This is a genomic window from Holdemania sp. 1001095H_141210_F2, assembly GCF_015558105.1.
GTDB lineage: Bacteria > Bacillota_I > Bacilli_A > Erysipelotrichales > Erysipelotrichaceae > Holdemania.
Window position 1 is genome coordinate 41,889 of the sequence record NZ_JADNPO010000014.1, and the last position, 20,991, is coordinate 62,879.

The window sequence follows — 20,991 nt, forward strand, 5'->3', positions numbered from 1 at the left end:
CGTTAACCCTCCTTTTCCGTCAGCTTGCGCATGACGACTTCAAAAGTCAGAATCAAATCGGCAGTCAGCTCGATCTCGCTGTTGATCGTCATCAGCGTATCCTGAGCGTGATTAAATAACATGCTGTATTCATAGCGGATGCCGCGGGCTTCATTCTGGATGATTTCCGTCTGTGCCCGATGCGCTTCCGCAATTTCCTTTTTCGCCATTTCCAACAGCACGTGTGCTTCAGTGAAATTCATTTCCCGCATTGCTTCGCGGGCCTGCTTGGCATCGTTGCGGGCGTCGCCGGCGTGCAGGATGATTTCCATCGCGGCGCTGACCAGGGCTGGTTGTGTGTTTTGTTCGTTCATGCTTCTTCCTCTTCCTTCAACACTTTCATTTCGTGGGCTTTAAAGAAAGGATACCAAATAACCCAGGATACCGCAAACAGGACGACTTCCAGCAATATGACCCGGAAATCCCCATGTGTCGCCAAGAAGGAACAGATCGGCATCGGCAGCTGATTGACATTCATGACGGCGTGCGGGATGGTGACCAGCCCGGCCTTTAAGACGAACCAGACGATTGTCGGGATAACCAGCGAGTTGATCCACATCGGCAGCATCAGAATCGGATTCAGCGCGATTGGCGCACCGTAGACCAGCGGCTCATTGATATTGAACAGTGATGGGACCAGCGCTACCTGGCCGAAGCGCTTCAGGCGCTTGCTTTTGGAACGGCACATCATGACGTTCAGCGCCAGCTTCACACCCATGCCGCCGATAAAGATAACGCTGAAGGTGATATTGGAAGTATAGATATTGGCCGGCGCCAGCCCGTTGGCAAAGGCTTCCGCATTGGCGGTGATGCCGGCCAGCGCGATCGGTGTCGTGATCGGATTCATAAACCAGCTGTTGACGCCGAAGGAATAGAAGAACGCCGGAATGAAGATGCATAACAAGAAGCCCGGGAACGTCTGTCCAATCGCAATCAGCGGACTGAACAGCTGCGTGATCAGCGCGAACAAATCCAGATTCAGGCCATAGATCAAGGTCGTGGTCAGCACGAGTACGACAATGCCCGGGATGACCTGGTTCAGCCAGCGGACTAAGAAATCAGGAATCGCTTCCGAATCCTCAAACCAATGCAGCTTGAAGTAAAGATTACTGATCACAATCGTAACGATCCCCGCGAAGAACGCCGGAATCATACCGGTCCCGCCAAAGCGGCCGAAAGCCACCTGGAACTGGAAATTTTCGATTGACGGACGGATGATCATCATGAACATCATCAACGAGATCAAGCCTGTTGAAACGCCATATTCGCCGAAGCCATATTCCTTTGCGCCGTGATAGCCGACTAAGAAGACCAGCGTCAGCGACATAATGCCGAAGCTGAACGTGTATACCGGCGATAAATCCGGTAAGAACGGCAGATAACCGGCGATTAGATTGTAAATGGAAACTAACGATCCCAGCAACAGGATCGGAACGTTCGCCATCAGTGCGCTGGAGAGTGCCTTGATGATTTTTTTGTCCATAAACTTGGCGACTTTCGGGGCAAAATCGCTGCCCAGCCATTGAATCAACTTATCCATGATTGAATTCTCCCTTATTCTTCTTAATTGCTTCCATGCTTAATTCCATCAACCCTTTGCCATCCAGTCCGGCGTACATTTCTTTGGGAATGACGATCACCGGCACATGATACGGCTCGCACAGCTGCGTCATCTCCGCTTTCACATATTCCAGATGCGGACCTAACAGAAGCAGGTCGATCGCGTTCACATCATCCTGAACGCTGTTCTTATTTTTAGCTTCGATCTTGGCGACGACATTCATTTTCTTAGCGGCGATCCGCATTTGCTGAGCGAGGAATCCGCTCGACATGCCCGCGCCGCAGCACAGCAGAATTCTGATTTTATCCATCTTGATTTTCCCTTCCTTTTCGTATGAGAACCGGTTCTTACGCTCTCATTATTGTCGATAAAGGGATTCCTTTCCACTCGCTTTTTTCACCGCTGGTGTGAAAACTCCAACAATTTCATGCCTGCGGTGAATTTCATTGATTGAACCCGGCGGGAACTCATGCGTATAATAAAATCAACAAAGCGTCCGTGTTCAACTTAGATTTGTTCTCAAAACAGGCGGCTGCCGGATAAAAGCTCCGGTATTCAGGTCCTGCCGGGCAAGCAAACCGATACACGACAGCCATCCAAAAATACCGTAATTCTCATTTTATCCAATCGGAAGGAGGGAAACCGAATGGATCCAATCAAAGAGAAAATCATCCAGCAGCTGCAGAAGCAGCCGGAGCCGATAAGCTCGACCAGTCTGGCGGAGCAGCTTCATGTCAGCAGCCGGACGATCAAGAATCACATCAAGGGGATCAATCAGGAACAGCCCAATTTAATCCAGGCGACAGCGAAAGGGTACATCTTAAATAAACAAATGCCGCTGCCGGTTCCGGAAGAAACACCGGCGCAGTCCTATGAGGAGCGGTTTTCCTACATCACGCATCTGTTTTTTGTCGATCATGCGTCCTCGCTGAATCTTTACGATTTGTGCGATGAGCTGTATTTGAGCTATTCTTCGATGAAACAGCTGATTTCCAAAGTCAATCAACAATATGCTGCTTACGATTTGTCTTTAAAATGCAAGAACGATGCGATTTTTCTCATCGGCACTGAGCGCAACAAACGCCGCTTTCTGACGCAGACCTTATATAAGGAGGCCGCTGGACACTTTGTCGACGCCGCGATGCTGAAAACGCATTTCCCGGAAATTGATATCGCGTATCTGCAGACGACGATGCACGATATCTTCATGAAATATAATTGTTATATCAACGACTTCGGGTATACCAACCTGCTTTTACATATCACGGTTATTCTTGACCGGATCCTCAACGGCAATGCCTTCAGCGAAGCCGACGGCCGGCAGGAAACAGTCCATCCGATCTGTGAGGAATTGATCGCTACTTTTTCCACCCACTTCAGCGTACAATTTAATCCGCTGGAGCGGCAGAATATGAACGAGCTGATCACCGCAAACATCAATTTTATGCAGCGCAAAGATGATGAAACACTGAAAACAATCGTCGGACCGCAGATTTTCACGCTGACGCATGAGATTATCGACGAAATCAACCGCCGTTATCACCTGCAGCTGAACAAAGAAACTCTGTTAGTGCCATTATCTCTGCATTTCAAGAATCTGTTCTACCGTTCTCAGCAGCAGACCAGCCTGAAAAATCCATTATTGGAAACGATTCAATCCTCCTGTCCGCTGCTTTACGACTGCGCGATCTGCATTACGGATTATCTCGACGAACATTTCAACATTCAGATCAGTCCCGATGAAACGGCCTATCTGGCAATGCACATCGGCGCGGATCTGGAACGGCAGCAGAAGGACATCAAAAAGTTGAAATGCGCGCTGCTCTGCCCGGATTATCAGCAGAATCAGCAACAGATTTACAACTGTTTGTTAATCCATTTTGATTCAGATATCATCATTCCGACGGTTGTTTCGTTTGAGGAGGATCTGAAGGATAAAAGCTACGAGCTTCTGTTTACCACCGTGCCGGTCCACGCGAACCGGGGCTTTACGATCCTGCTTCCGCCGATGATCAGCGCGATGAATCTCAAAGAGATTTACAGTCAAATTCAGACTGTTCTGGACCGCAAAAAAATGCAGATCCTGACGGAATATTATCCGCAGTTTTTCTCACCTGCCTTATTTTATCTGGATAAACAAGCGGACAGCCGGCGCGATGACATCCTGAAAATCTTATGCCGGAAGCTGCATAATGAACACTTTGTTTCCTCTCACTTTCTGGATGAAGTGCTGAAGCGGGAGCAGGCAGCCTCCACTGCTTTCGGACAGATCGCAATTCCCCATTCGATGAAAATGGACTGTGAAAAAACCGGACTGGCCATCGCCATTTCTCCCGGCGGCATCCAATGGGGAGCACAGCGCGTGCATATCGTTTTATTGATCGCGATCAATGAGAAAGACTCGCACTTGTTTAAGGAACTCTACGAAGCGTTAATCCTGCTTTTCTCCGATCCGTCCATTCTTGAGGTCCTGCGCCAATGCAAGACCTTTGAGGAATTTACCAATGTCATCTTCAGCTTTACAATGTAATTTACTGTTTCAATAAAGCTTCAGGATTGGCATATCAACGATAAAAAGCCAGGAACATTCCAGTTCTTTCTGATTTCAGATCTCTTTCTTGTTGAAACGACGAAACTCCCGCATTTCTCAACCGGGGGTTTTTATATTTCCGAATCAGCGGCTTTAGAAAAACAGCATCTTCTGAATTTCCCCTAGCTCAAGCTTTTCTTGTTATCAGTCTCGTTCTTTATCTTTTAGCGGATTTTATAAACGAAAGGCTGCGGCGATGTGATCTGATTAGCAGCTGCCTTCCAATTTTCTCTATGCCTCGGCACTTTCAGCCCTTTTCACTTCAGTCCAATTTTTCCTTTTGCGATATTTCGCCTTCCTCGGGAATTGGGTGAAAACATGCTATAATGATTAAGAAACCACCGCAGGCTATACAGCCTGATTCTCTTAGCTAATTGAAGACCGCAACGGCTGAGCTTCCTTTGATGACCGGGAAACAGCAGTGCGGACAGGGAATCGCAAATGAAAGGGACGACATAAATATGAAAACAGAAAAACGGAAATCCGTTGAAGATTACCTCAGTTCATTCCCGGATAAACAGCGAAATCTGTTAAATCAGCTGCGGGCACTGATCAAAAAAACGATACCTCAGTGTGAGGAAAAGTTGTCCTGGGGTGCACCGACATATATGCTGGAAGGCCGTTATTGCCTACAATTTGCCGGGAATCAAAAGCACCTGGGTTTCTATACGAGTCCAACAACGATCAGACAGTTTCGGACTGATTTAACCGCCTATAAAACCAACGAAAAAAACACGTTGCAGCTGAGCTGGGATCAGCCGCTTCCTGAAGATTTACTGATCAAGATGATCCAGTTCCGCGCGGAAGAAGTCCGGCAGGAGGCTCTGAAATGAAGCTGAAAGCGGGCTGCCATGTTCCCTTTGCCGAACGTTTGCAGGAAGAATATAAAATCAATGGCGATCAAATTACAGCCAACGTCGGAACCGATAAGATCGAATCCGTAATGCAGCATTTCATCGCGGTCCACGAAGAACCCCTTTTCTTTATCCTGGAGCTGCCCACTCAGGCCAGAAATGAACAGGAAATCCGGCCGGGCGTCGTGGAAAAGCTGCATGTCGATGTGTATTATCTCGACGGCTGTTCGCAAGCTGCGGCGCTCGCCCTTTTAAAGCAAACGGGGCCGCTTTTGTTTGAAGACGGACTCTCGGCCTTTGGCTTTGGCGGTTTGCAGAGCGGCGATGAAATTTTGTTCAGCAAATATAACATAGTAACGATCTTCAGCCAGAATCTTCAAAGTTACGCCGAGTTCTTCGCAGCGCATCAAATGCGCGAAAATCCAAATCTGCTTACGGCCTGGGATCTCTTTGATCCGCAGCATCCCGGCGTCAGTAAAACCGTCACGGTTGAGGGGAAGGACATCTATTCCATCCCTGAGCAATTAAAAGATTGGGGACTGTATCTGGCTCAGCGCCGGGAAGAAAACTAAGCGGAATATTGATCACTCTAAAAGAAAAAGCAAGTAGAAATGAGGTCACTCTATGAAATACTTTTCGATGTTAATCAAACCGGCGTCCAGCTTATGCAACCTGCGCTGCCGTTATTGTTTTTACTGCGACGTCGCGGAAAACCGAAAGATTCCTTCCTACGGCGTGATGAGCGAAGAAACGATGAATATTCTGATCGACAAGACGCTGGGCTTCTTCCGTGAAGAAGCGACGATCACCTTCGCCTTTCAGGGTGGGGAACCCACTGTGGCGGGGCTGGACTATTTCCGCCGGTTTATCCGCCGGGTCAACCTGAAGAAGAAGAGCTACCACCAAATCCAATACGCGCTGCAAACCAACGCGACACTGCTCGATGACGAATGGGTCCGCTTTTTGAAACAGAATCGTTTTTTAGTCGGGGTATCGCTGGACGGCTACGCCGCGCATCACGATGCGATGCGCCCGGATGCCAAAGGTCAGGGAACGTTTGCCCGCATTCTGGAAAACATTGAAAAACTGCGTCAGGCAAAGATTGATTTCAACATTCTGACGGTATTAACCCGTCAGCTGGCGGAGCATCCGAAAGAATTATTTGATTTCTATCTGAAACAGCATCTCGATTATATCCAGCTCATTCCCTGTCTGCCGCCGCTGGAGGATCAGAACGATCCTTATTCCCTGACGCCGCAGACCTTCTTCCGGTTTTATGATGAATTTTTCCAGCTGTGGCTGGAAGAATTAAAACAAGATCACTACATCAGCGTGACCTTGTTTGATAATCTGATTCCGCTGTTCGACGGTGTCCCGCCGCAGCAATGCGGTTTTCTGGGCTTCTGCAGCATGCAGTTTGTCGTAGAGAGCGACGGCAGCGTCTATCCATGCGATTTCTATGTGCTGGACGAATACAAACTGGGCAATCTGCGGGATTGCAGCCTGGCGGATTTATCGAAATCAAAGATCCTGTCCGGCTTCCTGCAGGGGCCGCGTCGATCAACAAAGCTTTGCGAAACCTGCCGCTATGCACAAATCTGCCACGGTCAGTGCAAGCGCCTGAATATTTGTTACTTCGACGAGGAATTCTGTGGTTATCAGGCGTTCATTCAGAAACATGAAGCGATTCTGACACAGCTGGCGATGATCCTGCGCAGACAAGCGTAAACATAAAACGATCATCGTTTAAAGAAACAAAACAAAAAAGCATCGAATAATGGGAATGAAATAAATTTTGAGTCAGCTCTCCAGCTGACTTTTTAATTGACCTCCAAAAAACAGACGGTTTTCTCCGCCGTCTGCCCGCATTATTCCTGTTTTACCGGATGTCCAGCACGGCATTTGCGACCCAGCCCAGCTGACCGTTTCTTTTGCAGAACGACCGATCGGCAAAGGTTTGAATAACCGCCACTTCCTGCCCTTGACGCAAAGAGAGCCAACAGCTTGTGCTGTTAAAACAATGCGGCTTGCCGTCGATCATCCGCAGCGCACTTCGGGGGATTTCCAACAGCCGGTGAGTTCGTTGATGCCGCACGCGCAGAAATTCGCCAGCTTCCTTCAGCACTTCGATTTCACTTTCAAAATACCGCACGAATACCTGCTGATCCTTCGGCGTGCCCGCTTGATCGGCAACAACCCGCCGCCGCGGCAAACGATCCACGCTGACCGTCTGAAACTGCTGAAAGTCGCCGTTGTGAACGATCAGGGCATTCAGCTGACCATGCGCATGCATTCCGCATCCGCCGTCGATCGCCAGGATATTCCGATCTTTCAGAAAATGCACGCCGCAATTTCCCTGTCTGTCACTCAGCGCCACTGTCGGCATGTGGCCCACGATCACCGGGAACGGAAATCCCACGGCAGACTTCAACAAAAAATCATTATCTTTTAAAATCAGGCGCGGATCGTTATTTAACAAATGCTGAAGGTCCTGAATACTGGAATGCACCGCAGCATAACCCGGACCCGCAGCGATCAGCGGCAACTCTTGCAAAAACGCAAATTCCGCGGCATACGCGCCCGTCAAGCGCTGACGCAGAGCCTGAAAATCGGTCTTTTCATCCATTGTCATGCCCTGTTTTCGAGCCATCTCGCTGATCAGCGACCGCCGCGTCCGCAGATAACTCAACTTCATCGGCAGCGGTATTTTATCTTCCAGCAGTTGTTCCGCTTCATCATTATTTCCCTTTAACACGATAACCCGTTCGTTGCGGGCCAGTGTCATCACCAGCCGCAGCGTTTCCAGACTGGCGCTGCCTTTCTCAATCAGATCCCCCAACAGAAACAGGAAATCTTTCCCCGGAACATAGTCAGCCTTTTTCAACAAAGCTTCCAGCAAGTCTTTTTCACCATGGATATCCGAAATGAAAAGCGCCCGATGGGAATGAAGATCCTGAATTCGAAGCTGTGAACGATCCAGCATCAGCCGCGGACTCCGCTGTGTTTCAGCCAGGTTCCCCGCTGATAATAAAGAAACAACGTCACGGCAGACAATGTCCAGGTCAGCGGATAGCTCCAGAACACGACGACGATCGAATTGACAAACATCATCGCCACCGCCAGGAATATCTGCCGGATGATGCAGTAATAGAAGACGTTGACCAGCATCGGCACAGTCGTATTGCCCGTTCCGCGCACCGCGCCGGTCAGCACCTGCGCCACATTGAGAATCGAATAGAACGGCACCAGTGTGCGCATCATCCACGATCCATAATAAATCACGTCCGCTTCCTGTGAGAACATCCGAATGCACAGATCCGAGAACAGATAGGCCGGAATTCCAATCGCGATGACAATGCCGATTCCCATAAAGATACAGGTGGTAATGCCCTTTTTAACCCGTTCAATCTGATTCGCACCCATGTTCTGTCCGACAAACGTCGTGATTGCCAGCATGAAGCTGTTGACCGGCAGACCGAGGAAATTATCAAACTTGTTCGCCGAGCTGAAACCGGCGATCGCTGCCGAGCCAAACCGGTTGACATATGACATAACGAGCACGTTGGAGAAGGAAACGATCATCTGCTGCAGACCGCTGGGAATTCCCAGCCGCACAATTTGCATCAGCATCGGCTTGTCAATCCGGATTTTCTTCGGGATGATCTGGTAGCTTTCCTTTGACCGCAGCAGCGTGACCGCCACCAGAATGCAGGACACCGTCTGCGCGATCAGCGTCGCCCAGGCCACCCCGGCCACGCCCATGTTCAGCTGGATGACAAACACCAGGTCCAGAATGATATTCAGCACGCTGGCAATCGTCAGAAAGCACAGCGGCCGGCGCGAATCGCCGACAGCCTGCAGGATGCCGGCCCCGGAGTTATACAACATCGTCGGGATGATCCCCAGAAAATAAATCCGCAGATACAGCACCGCCATCTCCATGATATCCGCCGGCGTCCCCATCCATTGCAGAAACAGCGGCGTCAGCGTAATCCCGGCCACCATCATCAGCACGCCGAACAAAAATGTAAACGCCACAAACGTATGCACCGCAATATGCAGCTCTTCCAGCTTCCGCGCGCCGAAGAACCGCGAAACCAGAACACCCGCGCCGGCGGCGACGCCCATAAAAAATCCGATCAACATGTTGATCAGCGGCGTGCTCGCACCGACGGCAGCCAGCGCCTGATGCCCGACAAAGTTGCCGACGACAATCGAGTCGACCGTGTTGTAGAGCAGCTGGAATAAATTTCCCAGCAATAACGGAATTGAGAATAATAAAAGTTCTTTCCAGATCACGCCGGAAGTCATGAGTCCACGTTGTTTCGATGCCATGCCTTTCCCCCTTGTTTGCTTTTCTATTTATTAAGAGTAATTATAATCCACTTTGTGAAAATTGTTAATCCTTCCCGGCCATTTCCATTCCCGGCGCAGGCCAGCGCAACGTCACGAATCCGCCCCGTTTCGTCGTTGTTCTTAACCACAGCGAAAGATCCGCTTCCTTGATCTGACTTTCGTCAAAAAAGGTGACCACGCCGGTTTGCGGGTCCAGTGCACTGATCATCACCCAGTGCCAGTCGTCGATCCGCTTTTCCTCCCCCGCGCACAGGTTGAGGAACGCCGCCGGTTCATCCCGCTTCAGGGCTTCCTCCAGAAACTGGCTGACCGTCGTCCACTGCGGTCTTTGGGCCGGATCCTCCGCGACCTCCAGCGCCTGAACTTTAAAGTTTTCTTTGACTTCAGCACGGTACTTCTCCAATCCTTCGGTAAACATCGAGACCCGGTTTACCCCGCCATGACCGGGCGTGATATAATTCCACAGCTCATTCATCTGATCCAGTAAATTCTGCCGGCTGGATAACAGCGGCTGCCTGTGCATCAACCGCTGTTTCTGTTTTTGATAAAAGAGGAGCGAAGCCGCAGCCGTTGGTCCGCAGCCTGCTTTGCGCTGCCACAAATCACCATACCATTCCTGATTCGCGCCCCAACTCACCTGACCGCTGGCAGGATCCACCAAACACATCGCTTCCGGAAATAAAATCGCCGTCATCCTTACCGCCCCTTTCGCCCTGCATCCGCTTTTCAATACCCCTTATCATAGTCCTAACGGGCAGGAAAAGCAAACTTCTTATACCGGTAAAAATTCCGTTTTCCCCCATAAAATCGCAGCGGTCATAAATAAAACGCCGGATTTCTCCTGTTTCAAAATCTCTGCGTTTCCTTTGCTTCCCATCCCCTCTGGAAATGGTATAATAAGGCTATAAAATGATTTGTTTTCGTTTAATCTTTACGTTCGTTCAAACGTGCAGCGTGTCAGAATAAAACTATTCCACCTTAATTTTAAAATTGTTGCTTCTGTTTCTCTCCATAAAATCCTCATGGAGAAACTGACCAGCCTTAATCATCAGATTCTTCCAGTAACTCCTGTTTCCAAGTTTTCGGATGCCTCAGTTTAACAGGCAAAGACGAGATCCCTTTCATCCAATACAAAGAAAGGAAGGATTAAGATGAAGATCAAGAATTCAGCTTTTACCCTGCTTGCCGCCGCAGGGCTGTCTGCGCTGATGTTGGCGCTCAATCAACACCGCAAAGCTTTGCTTCTGTTTAATCCAAAGGCCGTGATCGGGGCCTATTTCTGTTTTGGATTGCTTTGCGGGCTTGTTTTTCACCGCAAAGATTTCCGCAATATTTCCGGGGCTTCTCTGATCGCCGCCCTGATCGCCGGGCTGATCCTGACTTTCCTGATTTCATTAACAGGCCCGCGGTTTATCGCCTTCCACCTGTTCCTGATCAGTGACGCCTCGATGGTCCTTAGCGGCTGGGGATTGGTCGAAATCCTGTTTTCCGGGGAATGACTCTATCTTTTAAAATCGGAATCTGCTATAATCCAGATAAGTTAACATATTAAGTTAAGGAGTGAAGAGAAATGGAATACAAGGTCGCCAAGTATTTCCAAATCGAACAGGATATCATCGCTGCCATCAAATCCGGCCAGCTGAAACCGGGCGATAAGGTCGACAGTGAATCCGTGCTGAAAAAAAAATATAATGTCTCGACGATCACGGTCCGCAAGGCATTTACCGATTTGATCAACGAGGGTTATCTCACCGGTATTCAAGGGTTGGGCACCTTTGTCGCCAAGAAGCAGATGATCCGCGGACTGACTTCGCTCAGTTTCAGCGACGAACTGCTTCAGCAGGGATACCAGATTGACATGCATGTGGATAAAATCGAACTGATCACCAACGCTCAGATTGCTGAGAAACTAACGATTGATCCCGATCAGCCGATCGTCTGCGTCCGGCGAATCCGCCTGGCTAACGACGAGCCGATCGCCTATCAAAGTTCGTTTGTCGACAGCCGTCTGCTTTCGCTGGAACAGGCACAGACTGTCTACGAAACCAGATCCTTCTATAAAACGCTGGCTCAGGTCAATGTCACGCCGGTCTGGGTAAATGAAAATTACTCAGTGCGCGAGATCGGCAACACCGAGATCGCCCGGCTCATGAACATCCGCAAGAATGCCGCGACGTTCTTCGTTAAGCGGCTGACCTTTGATCAGCGCGATGAAATCATCGAATATGCGGAAACGTATTTCAACAAAGATTGGTATTCCGTCACCGTCAATATCAAAATGTAGAGGACATTCTTCGACAGAATGTTCTTTTTTTGACTGAAAGGGCTTGCATATTGCGAGGCTGCACCGTATAATGAAATCAGTTAATATGTTAACATATCAATATTATAAGATAATTGAGATTGTTCGTTAATATACTGACTGAGGAGGAATGAAGATCTATGGAAATTCAGAATTATAACCAGTGCTATGAACAGGCGGTTGTTGATCTGTGGAACGCCTGTCTGCCCTGCGATCCGCTGACCTTACAGAAATTCCGCAAGCAGGCGCTGCTGGACGACAACTTCGATCCATCGCTGTGCTATGTGGCGATGGCGGATGAGAAAGTCGTCGGCTTCCTGTTGGCCACCCGCCGCAAGTTTCCTTATCTGGAACGGGGAACGGAGCCGGACCGGGGCTGGATCAACGTCTTATTCGTCGAAGCCGGACATCGCCGTCAGGGAATCGGCCGGGCTTTAGTCGAAAGAGCCGAAGCCGACATGAAGGCGCGCGGCGCTAAAAACGTCACGGTCGCCGCGTACAGCCCGAATTATTTCTTCCCAGGCATCGACAAGCAGAACTATCCGGAATCGGCCGCCTTCTTTGATGCAATGGGCTATCAAAGCGGCGAGGAAAGTTACTCGATGTGCAAGGATCTGCATGGTTACCAGCTCGATGAAGCGGCGCTGGCCCGCAAGGCGAAAGCCGAAGCCGCTGGTTTCCGGTTCATTCCGTTCAGCTGGAAATATTGCGTCGACCTGCTTGAATTTGCCAAGGTGGAATTCGGCGGCGGCTGGAAGCGCAACCTGCTGATCAGTATGCAGAACAATCTGGCGGAAGACAACGTGCTGCTGTGCGTGGATCAAAACGATCAGCTCGCCGGCTTCTGCATGCGTCAGATCGACGGCAATCCGATGCGGTTCGGTCCGATCGGTGTTATGGCCAGTCAGCGCAACTGGGGCTTAGGCAGCATCCTGCTCGATCTGATGCAGCTGGAAATGGAGAAGCGCGGTATCTATCACATGTATTTCGTCTCCACCGACGCACCGGGACGCCGTTTCTACCAGCGTCATGGAATCACCGTTTTCCGCACCTTCACCGATTACCGCAAGAATTTGGATTAACCGAAATCCGCACGAAAAGCATGCTCTATTAAAGAAAGGAAGAACACATTATGACATCAATCCAACGCGTCGTCAGCATCGGCGCACATTCGCTGGACGCCGAGCTGATGGGCGGACCGCTGATCCTCAAATATGCCCGGCAAGGCGCGCACTGCACGCTGATCCACGTCACTCAGGGACGGCTGGAAGATCCGGCCGCGACGAAGGAAGCGAAGCAGCAGTATCTCAAAGATCTCTTGACCATGAATCAGAAAGCTGCGGAAAAGCTGGGCGCCGACACGATCTGGCTTGGCTACGTTTCCAGCAATATGCCTTCGCTGGAGGACTTCGCTCAGCGGATGGAACAGTATTTCGTCGATGAGAAAGTCGATCTGGTCATTACGCACTGGCGCGGTTCAATGCATCCGCGGCACATCAACACTCACGACGCCGTCGTCACCGCCGTCAAGCGGCTGCGTGAAAAAGGCAATCCGATCCGCCTGGTCTACGGCGAAACGTTTGAGGATCTCGTCGGCTTCCTTCCGCAGGCCTACTTCACGCTGAATCCAGAGGAAGTGACCCAATGGTACGACGCAATGAAGGAATACGCCGTCTTCCGCGGCGAGGTCAACGACTTTCCTTACCAGCAGTATTATCCGACGATCGGCAAAGTCCGCCAGATCGAATCCAACAACAGCGGCTATACCGTCGCGTATATGTACGCCAGTCTGATCGAACCGCAGCTGTGGTAAAAAGAGAGGAGAAATAACCATGGGTAAAATTGTAGTCCGCGTCGATGACCGGCTGATTCACGGCCAGACCATCGTCGCCTGGTGTCCGACCTTGGCGATCCAGGAAATCATTGCGATCGACGATGAAAGCGCCAAAAATCCAATGCTGAAATCGATCATGACGATGAGCGTGCCGCCGCTTTATAAAACGCACATTGTCACCACGGAGGAAGCCCGCAGCCTGTTAAGCCAGGACAGCGGCACCAACCGGCTGGTCATCGTGCGCTTCCCAAAGCAGCTGGAAGAACTGGAAGACACCGTGCTGAAAGCTGACTTCGTGATGCTGGGCAACATTGCCAAACGTCCGGATTCCGTGCATAAGGTTTCCGGCGCAACCGGCATCTTCTATCTCAGCCAGCAGGACGTGGAAGTGATCGACGCCTTGAGCGCCAAAGGCGCAGACGTCTGCTTCCAACAGCTGCCGAACACTACCCGGACAAGCTGGGACGCTTTCCGCAAAACGATTGAATAGAAAGTCAGAGGGGTAATTATGTCAATCATTCAAATCATCCTGATCGCAATCTTTGTGTATCTGGGATCCATCGGTTCTATCGTCGGCAACACTATCGGCTGGTACACTTTAGGCCGTCCGTTAGTCGCGGCGCTGGTCGTCGGCGTCATTTTAGGGGATATTCAGACCGCCATGGTCGTCGGAATTCCGTTACAGATCATGTATATGGGCAACGTCACGCCGGGCGGCGCGGTTGCCTGGGACTTATCGTATGCCACCTACATCGGCGTCGCTGCGGCGATCGTCTTCGGTCAGGGGATGGACGCGACCGGAACGATCGGTCTGGCTGTGGTCTTCGCCGGGATCGGCGGACTGGTCGGCCAGGTCATGTGGAATTTGTCGTATGCCCTAAACCTGCCGCTGAACCGGGTTGCCGCAAAATATGCGGAAGCCGGGGATACCCGCAAAATGATCGTTCCAAACGTCTTCATGGGTCAGGCAATCGGTTTCTTATGCCGTTTTGTTCCGGCGGTGCTCGTTCTGACGTCGATGACCGCAGCTTCCGGCCAGGCTGATTTCGCAACGCTGATTCCGGGCTGGGTCACCACCGCACTGAGCATTTTCGGCGGCATGATGGCTTCGTTGGGAATGGGCATCATCTTATCGTTCTTATTAAAGAAGAAATATCACATCGTCATCTTCTTAGCCGGATTCATTCTCGTCACTTATTTCGGTTTAAGCACGATGGCGGTCGCGGTTGTCGCGATCATCACCGCGGTTCTCTACTATGTCGCAGCCTCCTCGTTGGCTGATCGGAAAGGAGCTTAATCATGGCTAAGAAAATCAGTGAAAAAACATTAAAGAAATCCTTCCGGACGTGGTTTTTCTGGAACGGCTGTTCCCAGCAGGCAGAATCAATGCTGGGCATGGCGTTCGGTCAGGCGATGGCCCCGGTCATTGAAGAATTATACGACACGAAAGAAGAACGGGCAGCTGCGCTGCAGCGTCATATCACATTGTTCAATACTGAAGCACAGGTCGGTTCCATCTGCAACGGCATCGTCTGCGGTCTGGAAGAGGCCAATGCCAATGGTCAGTGTACTCCGGAACTCATCAGCAGCGTCAAAGTTGCCTTGATCGGCCCGACATCCGCCATCGGCGATTCGCTGTGGGTTGCGACGATCATCCCGATCCTGCTGACAATCTGCCTGTCGATCTCTCAGGCTTCCGCCAATATGCTTTGGCTGGGACCGGTCATCTACATGCTTGTCTATCCGATCGGCACCTGCGCGCTGAGCTGGTTTCTGTTCAAGCTGGGCTATAAGTCCGGACTGGAAGGGATGCAGACGTTTATGGCGACAGGCCGGCTGAATTTACTGACGGACACGATGACCGTGCTGGGCCTGATCGTCGTCGGCGCCCTGACCGCTTCCTTCGTTTCCTGCACGCTGCCGATTCAGATCGTCAAAGACGTTTATGACGCCACGACCAACACGATCCTGGAAAGCCAGGTGCTGTTCAACGCCGATTCCGTACTGAACTCCATCTTCCCGCAGATCCTGCCGCTGGGCCTGACATTAGGCGTCTATGGTTTGTATGCGAAGAAGAAATGGTCGCCGTTGAAATTGATGGGGCTGATCCTTGTTCTGGCGTGTGTCCTGACCTTCATCGGTTATGCCACCGGTTTCTACGCGTAAATCCGTAAACTGAATTCATCCATCCTCTTTTGGACAGATGAGGAAACACTCTCAGCGCTGCTTCACTCACAGCGCTGAGTTTTTTTGTGGAAAAAGGACAGCGGTGACGCGCTGCCCTGATCTAATCTGTACTCTCTGTTTTAAAATGGGAAACAAGGCTGCGCGACGCTGATGTTTCGCATTCGTTTGCGAACCGCAATCTGATCGACGTTCTCAGTCGCTTTCCTCATCGGGTTGTGCAGACATTCATCCGCATTTCTTGCCTGAACAGCCTTAATGCACTTCTGGACCTCATCGAGCTGATCAGCTGGTATTCTGTACCGTCGTACACAAACTCTCTGACACAATTAGCGGAAAGCTCTTCACGATTCATGATCGGTTTGATTTTGACTTTCTGCCTGATTACCAACATTCTCTGCCGGCGTTGTCACGCCGGATAGATGAAGGAAAGCATTGTTTGCGGCGGCGTCCTGTAAGGTCGCAAGCAGCGCGTCCGCATAGCCGCCTAAATTTCCGATCAGTTCCTCCCTATTTATTAATTCAATTTCAAAAGGTTCCTGCGCGGTGCTTAAAATATCATAGAGAGCGTCGAGATTATTTCCATAATAATCGGGAAAGGCAAGCTGGTCTTTAAGCTGCCGATGCAGCGTCTGTTTATCCCGGCATTCGCGTCCGTCAATCAAAGCGCGCTTCATTCGTTTCCCCTCACCGCTTCAAAGCTTGCGTAATGATCATCCGAATAATAGATCAGACCATCATCGGAAAAGACAAGGCGTTCCTTTCCCCGATAACCGCCTTGATAATCAATGTCGCATTCATACCAAGTCCGGCCGTGAGCGTTGGGAAGCAAACCTTCGCGGTTGCCGAAGCGGTCGCCGCCGATGGATTTGCCTTCGGCCACGTCCCACAGATTTCCTTTCGCGTTATCCCAGCCCAACGCCTGAGCTTCTTTTTTCGTGATGTAATTCTCCGGCAGATGTCCATAGGTTTCCAGATACTCCGCGACTTCCTCCTTCGTGGAATACCAGCCGTCCTCCTGAACCGTTATTGTTTCTTCCATCGGCTGGGAAGTGGCCGGCGGGATCTGCGGCACCGGCGTCGAAGCACATCCCAACAAGCTCAGCATCGCCCATAATGCCAAGCCTAATTTAAATCGCAGTTTCATAAACACGCTCCTTTTTTAACATCATAAAACAAAATAGAGAAGAACGCAAAGTCCATTCTTCTCTGTTTCACGGCAAAATAAGTTATGCTTCCCCTTCCCTCCTCTTTTTATAAGGAATCCCTTGAAGTCCTCCTTTTTCCAGTGTTAAAATAGGGGCGTTGTTTGCCGCGGAAGGTAAACAAAGAAAGAGGGGATTTGTTGATGATCATCGAAGGAAATCCAAAAGAACTCGCCGCGATGGAGCAATTCCATAACGGCAATCGTCAGGCCGGGTTGGCGCTTCAGGAAGAATTCGCCGCCGCTTTCCGTGAAGAGTACAAGGAAAAGGACCATTGTCCTTGCCGGAAAGCTTGCCGCTATCATGGCAACTGCAAGGAATGCGTCGCCATTCACCGCGCCCATCAGGAACATGTACCGAATTGCATGCGGCCGCTGATCAACAAGAAGCTTAAGCTGCTTTCCGAATTGACGGAGCACACCCTCGCCCGCGAAATCGAAGCACCGCAGGAAATTGAACGAAAAGAATTCCAGACGGTTAAATAAAGAAGATTCTTTCCACATCCCTAAGCCTTAATCTGAGCAAGCTCAGCTGGCCTGGCGAGAAACAGCCTGAAACTTCCTGCAACAGGAAATCTCAGGCTGCTTTTTTATTTCAGTTTCCAAGCTGGGGAAAATGATAAGTGAGTCGATCCAGTTACAACTGAGAATTGGAGTGGAGCTGGGCTGCGAACTCCGCCAATCCGCTGCTTTCCAGAATAAATTTCCGCAGTTCCTTTTCTTCGCCGCTTCCATCGCGTTCTCCACCATCTGCGGGTCCAGAAAGATCGGACAGCTGCGTTCGGCGCCGAACACCGCATCGCCCCACACAACTTCGTCGTCTTCCGTTTGCGCTAAATCCCGAAAGTCGCGGCTGCAGAAGGTTTTTATTTCGGCCATCAGCTGGGCAGCGCAAGCTTCCCGCCGGCGGACACAGGCTTCTGCTTCCTCGCTCGGAATCAGCCAGGCGTCGGCCAGAACTCCGCCCCGGGTAATCGGGTAGTCCAAAAAGGTTTCCGGCCCCCTGTGTTTGGCCTGAAGTTTTCGTTTCTGCGGCCGGATTCTTTTCTTTTCTGGATTCACCGGCACGTCCGCTTAGCGCCGGTCATTGCGCTGAACGATATTCAAAAGACGCAGAAATTGTGTAATCGCGACCGCCAGCGCCGCAACATACGTCATCGCCGCCGCTGACAGCACTTTCTTGGTTGAGCCTACTTCCTCGCTTGTCAATAAGCCGCAGTTTTCAATCGCGGCCACTGCCCGGTGGCTGGCGTCAAATTCAGTCGGCAGTGTGACCAACTGGAACACAACGCTCAATGCAAAACAAGCCACGCCGATATACGCGATCGTGATCGCCGAGCGCCCCATATTGGAGAAAATCAATCCCATCAAAATCAACGGCGTGGACATCCGGGAACCGATATTCGTCAGCGGAATGATCGCGTTGCGAATCCTTAACGGTGCATATCCATGGGCATACTGGATCGCATGTCCAGCTTCATGCGCGGCCACACCGACCGCGGCGGTGGAAGCAGAACCATAAACTGAATCGGATAACCGGATGACATTCGTGCGGGGATCGAAATGATCGGTCAGATTTCCTGATATCCGCTCGATCCGGACATCATACAAACCGTTGGCATCCAGCACTTCCCGTGCCGCGTCATAGCCGGTCATCCCGTTGCGCGTGCGCTGCTGGCTATATGTGCGGAACGTCGAATTCACCCGGGCGCTGGCCCACATGGAAAATCCAATCGCCGCCAGAACCAGCAAATAAAAAATATCGTAAAATGCGTAGAACATAAACATTCCTCCCTATCAGGCAGGTTTATTCTACACGATTTTACGATACTTTCCACTAGACAACCGCACGGCTTTGTCAATCCCGGTGACAAACCGGGAATTTTATAACGAAACTAACCAGGAATCGTTCTTTCCATTAAAACTTGCTTATCCTTATCTAAAGCTCGATAGATCCCCGGCCAACAGGAAACAGACGCCTCCGGAATTTCCAAGGTGATCAGCGCAAAATCATCATGTCCCTGTTCCACAGTCCACGTCAAACCGTTATTCAGCTGGGCTTCCACCCGATCTACACGCGGATCCCTGCGCACGATCACTGCCATATAAATTCCGTCGTTTTCCATCCTTTGAAGATCACAGGCTTCCTCCGGATTCATCACAAGGTTGATCTTGTTTCCCTCGATTTCTTTTGTTGCAGAGGATCACGGATAGATCTGTTCCTCAACAAGGTTTCCCTGCGCATCATAGGCCCGGTAGGTTCCCTCCCATGTCGCCTCTTCAGAGTTTTCCAGTTGCTGGATCTTGATTGAAAAATCATGCTCCCATTGATCAAAAACAATTACTGGCCGGCCTTTACCGGGATCCATTTCCACCTTCATGATTTCAGGCTGGCTGCGATGGATGACAAACAACTGATTTTTCCCATCACTCAGTCCGTCGATTTGAAATGCTTCGTCAGCATCCGCATAATCATTGTGTGTGCTCCCTCCGGTCGTGATATAAAAGATACCTGCCGTCTTCTCAGCGCCATGCAGCGCATATTGATGATCGTTCGCATACAGATAATAATAACGATCCCCAATTTGAACCTCGTCGATCTTTTCAGCCGGGCTGAAATACAGTCCCCGCAGCGAATCTTCCACACATGCCTGGGGTGATAGATAATAACCGCTAATCCATCCCAACAATACAAGTGTGATCAGAATCAAGGCTATGCCTGCCACAATCTCTCTTTTCCGTTTCATTTTTTCAGCTCCCATTCCTTCAGGTCTAACGACACCCGCTGTCCGTCGATCAAGGAAAGCTCAATTACATCGGAAGCCGGCGCTGTAAAAGTAAGCATCCCTTTCGAGCCGAAGAAAGAGGTCGCTTCAAAATAAGGATAAACTGGAAGGCTGTCGTCTCCATTTTGGATAGAGAAGAAGTTCACCGACCAGCCGGAACGAGAATAGGACAGCTTATTGCGGATATGATACGTTAAGATCAACTCGCCTTCATCAGATTTCCAAAGGGCGTCCAAAGTCACGGTATGTCCGGCTAATTCAATCTTTTCATTTACGGTCGCGATCTTTTCGGCATGTTCAGGGGTCATAGGCAAAAGGTATTGAATTTCATTCCATCCTGCAGTAAGCAATAAATAAACGAAGACAATCCCGGCAATCGCCGCACAGGACATCGTGATCAGCCAGAGCCATCCTAAAAGCGGATGATGAATTCGGTTCAGTTCCCGCCCAACGGCCTGTGGATCCCCCATTCTCGCTGCCGCTTCCGCCTGCGCCTGTTCCAGGGTTAAGCCCTCTTCCTGCATCAGATCCTCAACGCTGTCCTGCAGATGAGCGCGCAATTCATCGCCGATTCTGCCGCGGTCCAGAAAGAAATGAACCTGCGCCGTTACGGCTTGGACATAAGTCTCAATCGGATTCATGATCCGCTGCCCTGAAACGAAAGCACCTGATTGACTGCGGAAGAAAAGCTTTCCCACTGTTCCTGCTGAGCTTCCAGCTGCTTGACGCCCCGAGCCGTAATGGTATAGTACCGGCGCGTCCGCCCGTTCACCGTTTTGCTTACCGAACGGATCCAGCCTTCATTTTCCATTTTGTGCAGAATCGGATACAATGTGCCTTCCTTAAAATCAAACGCGTCATTCGACCGGTCTTTGAGCGTCTTGATCAATTCATAGCCGTAGCGTTCCTGTTCCTTCAACAAACTTAATACCAACAAAGCGGAACTGCCGGCGATCAAGCCTTTATCATAATTCATAAACAACCTCCTTCCATACCTAGAATTTCTATGCTTCTATTATACATAGTTCTTCAAGGTATAACAAGGCATTATCTATCAATACTTCATGCTTTGTGATCAAGAGGATTCGATGCCAAAATAAAAGCTGTGTTCCTGATGATTCAAGCACACAGCTTACCATTAGATTCAGCCACTTCCCCTCATTTCAATCCAGATAAAAAACAGATGTGCCGCAGCTTTGGGGGAAAATCTGTTTTTTCGCGCCAGCGCTTCCTGAATCCGTATTATCATCATTTCGGTATTGCATTTCTGATCCCGCGGCA

The 20,991-nt window shown here is 50.3% G+C and carries 26 protein-coding genes; 12 read left to right on the plus strand and 14 right to left on the minus strand.

The features are described from left to right. Positions 1-2: 2 nt before the first annotated feature. Genes I2G61_RS09895 through I2G61_RS09905 form a run of 3 tightly spaced genes read right to left on the minus strand, consistent with a single transcriptional unit; the run spans position 3 to position 1,910 of the window. A complete protein-coding gene (locus I2G61_RS09895) occupies positions 3-353 on the minus strand; it encodes a PTS lactose/cellobiose transporter subunit IIA (RefSeq protein WP_195395774.1) in 351 nt (116 codons plus the stop codon). Next, positions 350-1,579 carry a PTS sugar transporter subunit IIC gene (locus tag I2G61_RS09900; RefSeq protein ID WP_195548230.1) on the minus strand — a complete coding sequence of 410 codons (1,230 nt, stop codon included), beginning with the start codon at positions 1,577-1,579 and terminating at the stop codon, positions 350-352. Before I2G61_RS09900 ends, I2G61_RS09895 begins: the two co-directional genes overlap by 4 nt. Further along, positions 1,572-1,910: a PTS sugar transporter subunit IIB gene (locus I2G61_RS09905; RefSeq protein WP_006057274.1), complete on the minus strand. Its 339-nt coding sequence runs from the start codon at positions 1,908-1,910 to the stop codon at positions 1,572-1,574. Before I2G61_RS09905 ends, I2G61_RS09900 begins: the two co-directional genes overlap by 8 nt. Positions 1,911-2,246: 336 nt before the next feature. On the opposite strand from I2G61_RS09905, the gene I2G61_RS09910 reads away from it, so the two are divergent. From I2G61_RS09910 to I2G61_RS09925, 4 genes are all read left to right on the plus strand, one after another. Beyond that, positions 2,247-4,130, plus strand: a complete 1,884-nt coding sequence (locus tag I2G61_RS09910; protein WP_195395775.1) for a BglG family transcription antiterminator — start codon at positions 2,247-2,249, stop codon at positions 4,128-4,130. Between the two features lie 521 nt (positions 4,131-4,651). Next, on the plus strand, positions 4,652-5,023 hold the full coding sequence (locus tag I2G61_RS09915) for an iron chaperone (RefSeq protein WP_229056756.1): 372 nt from the start codon (positions 4,652-4,654) through the stop codon (positions 5,021-5,023). Further along, on the plus strand, positions 5,020-5,616 hold the full coding sequence (locus I2G61_RS09920) for a hypothetical protein (protein ID WP_195395776.1): 597 nt from the start codon (positions 5,020-5,022) through the stop codon (positions 5,614-5,616). Before I2G61_RS09915 ends, I2G61_RS09920 begins: the two co-directional genes overlap by 4 nt. A 52-nt stretch (positions 5,617-5,668) precedes the next feature. Further along, a complete protein-coding gene (locus tag I2G61_RS09925) occupies positions 5,669-6,772 on the plus strand; it encodes a radical SAM/SPASM domain-containing protein (RefSeq protein WP_195395777.1) in 1,104 nt (367 codons plus the stop codon). 151 nt (positions 6,773-6,923) lie between these two features. Here the strand turns inward: I2G61_RS09925 and I2G61_RS09930 are convergent, their stop codons facing one another. The 3 genes from I2G61_RS09930 to I2G61_RS09940 all read right to left on the minus strand — a co-directional run bounded on the left by I2G61_RS09930 (position 6,924) and on the right by I2G61_RS09940 (position 10,094). Then, a complete protein-coding gene (locus I2G61_RS09930) occupies positions 6,924-8,027 on the minus strand; it encodes a metallophosphoesterase (RefSeq protein WP_195548231.1) in 1,104 nt (367 codons plus the stop codon). Further along, positions 8,027-9,379: an MATE family efflux transporter gene (locus I2G61_RS09935; RefSeq protein ID WP_195548232.1), complete on the minus strand. Its 1,353-nt coding sequence runs from the start codon at positions 9,377-9,379 to the stop codon at positions 8,027-8,029. The genes I2G61_RS09930 and I2G61_RS09935 overlap by 1 nt, the downstream gene beginning before the upstream one ends. Positions 9,380-9,443: 64 nt before the next feature. Continuing rightward, on the minus strand, positions 9,444-10,094 hold the full coding sequence (locus I2G61_RS09940) for a hypothetical protein (RefSeq protein WP_195395778.1): 651 nt from the start codon (positions 10,092-10,094) through the stop codon (positions 9,444-9,446). Between the two features lie 457 nt (positions 10,095-10,551). Between I2G61_RS09940 and I2G61_RS09945 the strand changes: the two genes are divergently transcribed. The 7 genes from I2G61_RS09945 (at position 10,552) to I2G61_RS09975 (ending at position 15,702) form a co-directional block, all read left to right on the plus strand. After that, positions 10,552-10,899, plus strand: coding sequence for a hypothetical protein (locus I2G61_RS09945; RefSeq protein ID WP_195395779.1), 348 nt, complete (start codon positions 10,552-10,554; stop codon positions 10,897-10,899). Positions 10,900-10,970: 71 nt separating this feature from the next. Continuing rightward, a complete protein-coding gene (locus I2G61_RS09950) occupies positions 10,971-11,684 on the plus strand; it encodes a GntR family transcriptional regulator (protein ID WP_072683049.1) in 714 nt (237 codons plus the stop codon). 158 nt (positions 11,685-11,842) lie between these two features. Then, complete coding sequence (locus tag I2G61_RS09955; protein WP_195395780.1) at positions 11,843-12,784, plus strand: GNAT family N-acetyltransferase; 942 nt, start codon at positions 11,843-11,845, stop codon at positions 12,782-12,784. Positions 12,785-12,834: 50 nt separating this feature from the next. Further along, the gene (locus I2G61_RS09960) at positions 12,835-13,515 is read left to right on the plus strand and encodes a PIG-L deacetylase family protein (protein WP_195395781.1); all 681 of its coding nucleotides are present in this window, start codon (positions 12,835-12,837) and stop codon (positions 13,513-13,515) included. A 19-nt stretch (positions 13,516-13,534) separates the two neighbouring features. Continuing rightward, positions 13,535-14,026 (plus strand): PTS sugar transporter subunit IIB, encoded by a 492-nt coding sequence (locus tag I2G61_RS09965; RefSeq protein WP_072683046.1) that lies wholly within the window; start codon positions 13,535-13,537, stop codon positions 14,024-14,026. A gap of 18 nt (positions 14,027-14,044) precedes the next feature. Next, complete coding sequence (locus tag I2G61_RS09970) at positions 14,045-14,833, plus strand: PTS sugar transporter subunit IIC (protein ID WP_072683045.1); 789 nt, start codon at positions 14,045-14,047, stop codon at positions 14,831-14,833. Between the two features lie 2 nt (positions 14,834-14,835). Continuing rightward, on the plus strand, positions 14,836-15,702 hold the full coding sequence (locus I2G61_RS09975) for a PTS system mannose/fructose/sorbose family transporter subunit IID (RefSeq protein WP_072683044.1): 867 nt from the start codon (positions 14,836-14,838) through the stop codon (positions 15,700-15,702). Between the two features lie 362 nt (positions 15,703-16,064). Here I2G61_RS09975 and I2G61_RS09980 read toward each other — a convergent pair whose 3' ends face one another. Next, positions 16,065-16,397 carry a barstar family protein gene (locus I2G61_RS09980; RefSeq protein WP_229056757.1) on the minus strand — a complete coding sequence of 111 codons (333 nt, stop codon included), beginning with the start codon at positions 16,395-16,397 and terminating at the stop codon, positions 16,065-16,067. Then, positions 16,394-16,867: a ribonuclease domain-containing protein gene (locus tag I2G61_RS09985; RefSeq protein WP_195548233.1), complete on the minus strand. Its 474-nt coding sequence runs from the start codon at positions 16,865-16,867 to the stop codon at positions 16,394-16,396. Before I2G61_RS09985 ends, I2G61_RS09980 begins: the two co-directional genes overlap by 4 nt. 201 nt (positions 16,868-17,068) lie before the next feature. Between I2G61_RS09985 and I2G61_RS09990 the strand changes: the two genes are divergently transcribed. Then, entirely contained in the window at positions 17,069-17,410 is a 342-nt protein-coding gene (locus tag I2G61_RS09990; RefSeq protein ID WP_039863535.1) for a hypothetical protein, read from the plus strand. Positions 17,411-17,452: 42 nt separating this feature from the next. Here the strand turns inward: I2G61_RS09990 and I2G61_RS09995 are convergent, their stop codons facing one another. The 6 genes from I2G61_RS09995 to I2G61_RS10020 form a co-directional block, all read right to left on the minus strand. Continuing rightward, on the minus strand, positions 17,453-17,911 hold the full coding sequence (locus I2G61_RS09995; protein WP_195548234.1) for a hypothetical protein: 459 nt from the start codon (positions 17,909-17,911) through the stop codon (positions 17,453-17,455). Positions 17,912-17,998: 87 nt separating this feature from the next. Beyond that, on the minus strand, positions 17,999-18,706 hold the full coding sequence (locus I2G61_RS10000; RefSeq protein ID WP_083538343.1) for a zinc metallopeptidase: 708 nt from the start codon (positions 18,704-18,706) through the stop codon (positions 17,999-18,001). Between the two features lie 113 nt (positions 18,707-18,819). Next, positions 18,820-19,086, minus strand: a complete 267-nt coding sequence (locus I2G61_RS10005) for a hypothetical protein (RefSeq protein ID WP_195395784.1) — start codon at positions 19,084-19,086, stop codon at positions 18,820-18,822. Between the two features lie 42 nt (positions 19,087-19,128). Continuing rightward, positions 19,129-19,671 (minus strand): hypothetical protein, encoded by a 543-nt coding sequence (locus I2G61_RS10010; RefSeq protein ID WP_072683038.1) that lies wholly within the window; start codon positions 19,669-19,671, stop codon positions 19,129-19,131. Next, positions 19,668-20,351, minus strand: a complete 684-nt coding sequence (locus I2G61_RS10015) for a permease prefix domain 1-containing protein (RefSeq protein WP_072683037.1) — start codon at positions 20,349-20,351, stop codon at positions 19,668-19,670. Before I2G61_RS10015 ends, I2G61_RS10010 begins: the two co-directional genes overlap by 4 nt. Then, complete coding sequence (locus I2G61_RS10020) at positions 20,348-20,686, minus strand: PadR family transcriptional regulator (RefSeq protein WP_072683036.1); 339 nt, start codon at positions 20,684-20,686, stop codon at positions 20,348-20,350. The genes I2G61_RS10015 and I2G61_RS10020 overlap by 4 nt, the downstream gene beginning before the upstream one ends. Positions 20,687-20,991 lie beyond the last annotated feature (305 nt).